Source organism: uncultured Mailhella sp., assembly GCF_947631555.1.
GTDB lineage: Bacteria > Desulfobacterota > Desulfovibrionia > Desulfovibrionales > Desulfovibrionaceae > Mailhella.
Window position 1 is genome coordinate 1 of the sequence record NZ_CANRLT010000121.1, and the last position, 4,396, is coordinate 4,396.

4 protein-coding genes are annotated in these 4,396 nt (G+C 52.5%); 3 read left to right on the plus strand and 1 reads right to left on the minus strand.

From position 1 onward, the window contains the following. Nucleotides 1–66: 66 nt before the first annotated feature. Nucleotides 67–366, minus strand: coding sequence for a helix-turn-helix domain-containing protein (locus Q0Z94_RS11125; protein WP_298069714.1), 300 nt, complete (start codon nucleotides 364–366; stop codon nucleotides 67–69). 420 nt (nucleotides 367–786) lie between these two features. Here Q0Z94_RS11125 and Q0Z94_RS11130 point away from each other — a divergent pair, with 420 nt between their 5' ends. From Q0Z94_RS11130 to Q0Z94_RS11140, 3 genes are read left to right on the plus strand one after another with little or no spacing between them, the layout of a single operon-like run. Beyond that, nucleotides 787–2,205: an MBOAT family O-acyltransferase gene (locus Q0Z94_RS11130; RefSeq protein WP_298069716.1), complete on the plus strand. Its 1,419-nt coding sequence runs from the start codon at nucleotides 787–789 to the stop codon at nucleotides 2,203–2,205. Between the two features lie 34 nt (nucleotides 2,206–2,239). Beyond that, nucleotides 2,240–3,532: a DUF459 domain-containing protein gene (locus tag Q0Z94_RS11135; RefSeq protein ID WP_298069718.1), complete on the plus strand. Its 1,293-nt coding sequence runs from the start codon at nucleotides 2,240–2,242 to the stop codon at nucleotides 3,530–3,532. Nucleotides 3,533–3,541: 9 nt separating this feature from the next. Next, entirely contained in the window at nucleotides 3,542–4,228 is a 687-nt protein-coding gene (locus Q0Z94_RS11140) for a DUF459 domain-containing protein (RefSeq protein ID WP_298069720.1), read from the plus strand. The last annotated feature ends 168 nt before the right edge of the window (nucleotides 4,229–4,396 follow it).

Consider the following 4,396-nt stretch of genomic DNA (forward strand, 5'->3'; position numbering starts at 1 on the left):
TAGCTTGGGAGGGGATGCAAACCCCTCCCAAGCGCAGGACGCAAAGCCCTGAAGGGCTTTGCTACATTATTGCTCAACTTCTATTTCTTCAATATTTGCCTGGGATTCATTTTCAACAAATTTGTCATAAAACATTTTTATCCATCTCATAACGCTTTGAGTACTCACGCCGATAATTTTTCCGATCATAGTCATGGATAGCCCGGAAAGATAAAGAACAAGGGCAAGGATTTTATCCTTCATTGGTTTTCCATGAGGAGTTTCCCGCGTAAACTGGAATCCACATTCCTTACATTTATAACGTTGAACTCCAGCGACAAACCCATTTTTAACGAATGCCTCAGAACCGCATTTACGGCAAGGCATCCCGGTATCCTCCGTTTTTTTTGAAAGATAGCATAATCTCAAACATTTGTCATTATAAAAGTCAGTGTCTCGTTTCTGCGTCAGGATTGACTTAAGCGTCAGGCTATGATTAAGATGCCCGGCAATACTGTTGTGCAATGCAGGCTGCAGGCTGATTTCTGTTTTTTTGTTTTACAGAGCATGCTCTATAAAATGGCATCTCCCCAAACGCATGGGTTTTGGCCGGCAGTGCCTTGGTGTATTGCCGATACACATGAGCCGCTTATTTCATCAAGCGGCTGCCATCCATAGGCTGTGCGTGGCTCTCCCTGTCGCCCTGTACATGTTGGCACACCATGGCGGGAGCACCAAATCAGTCAATGTGCGCATTCCTTCGCCCCTGATGAGAGTGGCTTGGATTTAATACAAAGGTAAGATGCTTTGAATTTCGTCACGCTGGAGTTCGCTGCGTTTTTCGTCGTGTTCCTTGTTCTGAATATGACGATACGGCGAACCAGCCCGTGCTATCCGGGGTTTCTCATCCTCGCAAATTTTCTTTTCTACTCCTGCATGGGCGTTGCCGGTGCCGTTCTTTTGTTGGGAGTCGCGCTGGCCGCACATGGAGCAGCACTGTTCATAGGTCGGCGGCGCGGGAAGGTGGGGGATCTTGCGGCTGTCACGATCTTCATCCTGCTTTGCATAGGCCTGCTTATTTTCTTCAAATATTTTCAATTCCTTGTACTGGTGACGAGCGACTTGCTGGCCTTTATGGGTAGCCCGCTCTCATTGTTGCCGCTGCTGAACTATGAGGCCGCCTATATAGCTGGACTCTCGTTTTTTCTCTTTCAGGCCATGTCCTATGTCATCGACCTGTATCGCGGAACGATCAAGCATCCGTATACATTTTTGGAGACCTTGGCATACGTTTCGTTCTTTCCCACGCTGCTTTCAGGCCCCATATTGCGGGCAGGACAATTCGTACCCCAGATGTATGAGCAGAGTATAGACGAGACCGCCATGCAGGATGGCTTCCTGCTCATTCTGGGAGGCCTGTTTAAAAAGGTCGTACTCTCGAGTTATCTTTCAGAATATGTGGTGAAGGGCGTATTCAACGCTCCAGACACATATGCCTCTATTGCTGTTTGGGTGGGCGTATATGGATACGCTCTCCAAATTTTCTGCGATTTTTCTGGCTACACAGATCTTGCCATGGGTGTGGGCAGACTCATGGGCTATGATATTCCAGAGAATTTTCGCTCTCCGTATCTATCTAAAAATGTTCAGGATTTTTGGAGACGCTGGCACATCACGCTCTCAGCATGGCTGCGTGATTACCTATACATCCCTCTCGGGGGGAACCGTCGCGGCAATGTCTATTTCAATATTTTCCTGACTATGGTACTCGGAGGTTTGTGGCACGGCGCGAACTTCACATTCATGGCATGGGGTGCGCTGCATGGTATCGGACTGGTTGTGCATCGGGCGTTTCGCAAGCACTTCCCAAAAACTACGGGTATGTTCGCCCCGCAGTGGGGAGTGCTGGCATGGATGCTTACGTTCCATTATGTGGCATTCCTCTGGATATTCTTCCGTGCCGAAAACATGGATATCGCGTTTGCGATCTTCCGGCGCATGTTCGAGTTTGCTTCTGTAGGCGAGGGCTTCCCCGTGTTCGCTGTACCGGTCATCACAGCTGGCATGGCTCTGCAGATCTGGGGTTCATCGCTGCACGATGCCTGCTTGCGCAGTTTGGTCGCCATACCGTGTTATGTGCGCGGTGTGCTCATCGGCGTGGTCGGCGCATGCATCATGAGCATGGGGCCAGATGGCGTGCTGCCCTTTATCTACTTTGGTTTCTAGTATGGATGTATCCAAAAGGATATTCGCCATCTGCATGGTCGCTCTGCTGACCTTTGGATGCCTGCAATACAAAGGATTGCGCCCGCGTCTGGCAGAGAGTTCCTTCGCGTCTGCAGCAGGCATGGTGTTCGCAGCAGCAGACGCTCTCGGGTTCGATCGATGTCAGCAGCTCTTGCATACTGTTGCAGCTGAGATTCGGCAGTACGATGTGGTTGTGGGTGGCTCCTCTTCCGCAATGGAGCTTGGCGATACCGGGGGAGGACATCCCCCCATACAGGAAGCTGTTTCCATGCCGCAGCTGCCTGTCAAGCCGTCACCTGAGCCTGAGGCATCGGTCAATCCCGCTCCCATGAACGATGCTGCGGCCGAAACTCTGGCTGAAAGCTCCCCATCATCTGCGCCGCTGGAGCAAAATCCCTCCGTTGCAGGAATCCCCTCTGTGTCTCAGGAGGTGTCTCCTGCGCCAAGCGCATCCTCCGAGCTGCCTGTCAAGCCGTCACCTGAGCCTGAGGTATCGGTCAATCCCGCTCCCGTGAACGATGCTGCGGCCGAAACTCTGGCTGAAAGCTCCCCATCATCTGCGCCGCTGGAGCAAAATCCCTCCGTTGCAGGAATCGCCTCTGTGCCTCAGGAGGTGTCTCCTGCGCCAAGCGCCCCCGCTGTAATACTGTTGGTGGAAGACTCTTTCATGGAGCAGTTCGCACGCACTCTTAAGCGGTACAAAAAATTCTCAGATGTGAAGAATGTCGTGAAATTTGTGTCGGTGGCGCGCCATTCAACGGGGCTTTCAAATGCCCTGTACTATGACTGGCCCAGCGAGCTTGAAAACTTCATAAGCAAATATCATCCTACTATCGTGCTGTATTGTTTGGGGGCTAACGATCTCCAGAGCGTTGTGGAACACAAACGGAAAACGTTGTTCGGCACCCATGAATGGAAGGATCGATACCGTGAGCGCGTGGAGCAGATGATTGAGATGACCCAGCAGAGAGCTGCCTGCCCCATATGGATAGGGTTGCCTGTAATGGCCAAGAAAGGGCTTGAGAAGATGCCCATGCTGATAGATGTTCAGCGTGAGGCCTGCGCGAATTGTGGCGCTATGTATGTGGATTCCAATGCCGTACTGGCGGATCAGGAGGGCAAGTATCGTGCTTATATGCGCCTTCCCGATGGCCGCGCAGTACGCATCCGCAGAGACGACAAGTGTCACATCAGCGATGAAGGCGCAGCCTTGGTGCTGGATGAGGTAATGCCCTGCATACGAGACTACCTGTCTCAGCAGGGCTGGCTGGCCGCGCCACGTCCCGATGGGCAAGGTCATAACTAAGAGAGGATCATGCAACGATATCTTTTTATTCTGCTGACGTTCGTCATGCTGTGCAGCTGCTCAAGAGAGCCTGCGCCGCCGCCGTCCCGCACTGTGATGTTCGCCGGCGATTCCATTATGGTAGGGCTAGAACCGATCCTTCAGCAGGCGCTTGCCGGATCTGGCCGCAGGTTTGTCCCGCTGGCTAAGGTTGCCACGGGTTTCTGCCGCTCCGACAAGTTTAACTGGCCTTCGGTTCTGGCCAGGAATGTGGAGCAGGAGAGGCCAGAGGTCGTAGTTATCTGCATCGGCACTAACGACGGTCAAGCGCTTTGGGATAATGGGCGTTTTCTCCCCTTCAACTCCCCAGAATGGCATAGCCGCTATGAGGGTAGGCTGGAAGCTGTTATCTCAACGGTAGCGCGGTACGGCGGGCGCACTATACTGCTCTCACCTCCTGTATTGCGCAATCCACGGCTGGCGAGCAGCGTGGCCGTGGTCACGGGCGTCATCCGCGATGTCTGCCGGCGTACAGGTACTCCGTTCTTAGACATTGGGCCTATGCTCGCCGATGCTGAGGGGCGTTTTCAGCGCAAGGGTCTGGATGTTCACGGGCAATGGGCAACATTGCGTGCCCAAGACGGTATCCATATTACGGGCGCGGGAAACGAGCTTCTTGCCACCCGCATTGTCCCGTTTATCGAACAGTATCTGTAAGCTGCAGATGCCGGGTACAGGAGTATAATGAAATCCCTACCGATACTATTGTTTCTGTGTTTGTCGCTGTGTGCGCTTGAAGTTCCTCATGTCGAGTGATATGCACCCCATCAGGTGGACAAAGTAAGAAAGCCCCGCTAGGCTGAACTTTGTAAACAGATGGGGATT

What these genes read in the sequence shown, in the direction of transcription:
- Q0Z94_RS11135 (WP_298069718.1), top strand. Translation starts at nt 2,240, where the DNA reads ATGGTCGCTCTGCTGACCTTTGGATGCCTGCAATACAAAGGATTGCGC.
- Q0Z94_RS11140 (WP_298069720.1), top strand. Translation starts at nt 3,542, where the DNA reads ATGCAACGATATCTTTTTATTCTGCTGACGTTCGTCATGCTGTGCAGC.
- Q0Z94_RS11125 (WP_298069714.1), bottom strand. Translation starts at nt 366, where the DNA reads ATGCCTTGCCGTAAATGCGGTTCTGAGGCATTCGTTAAAAATGGGTTT.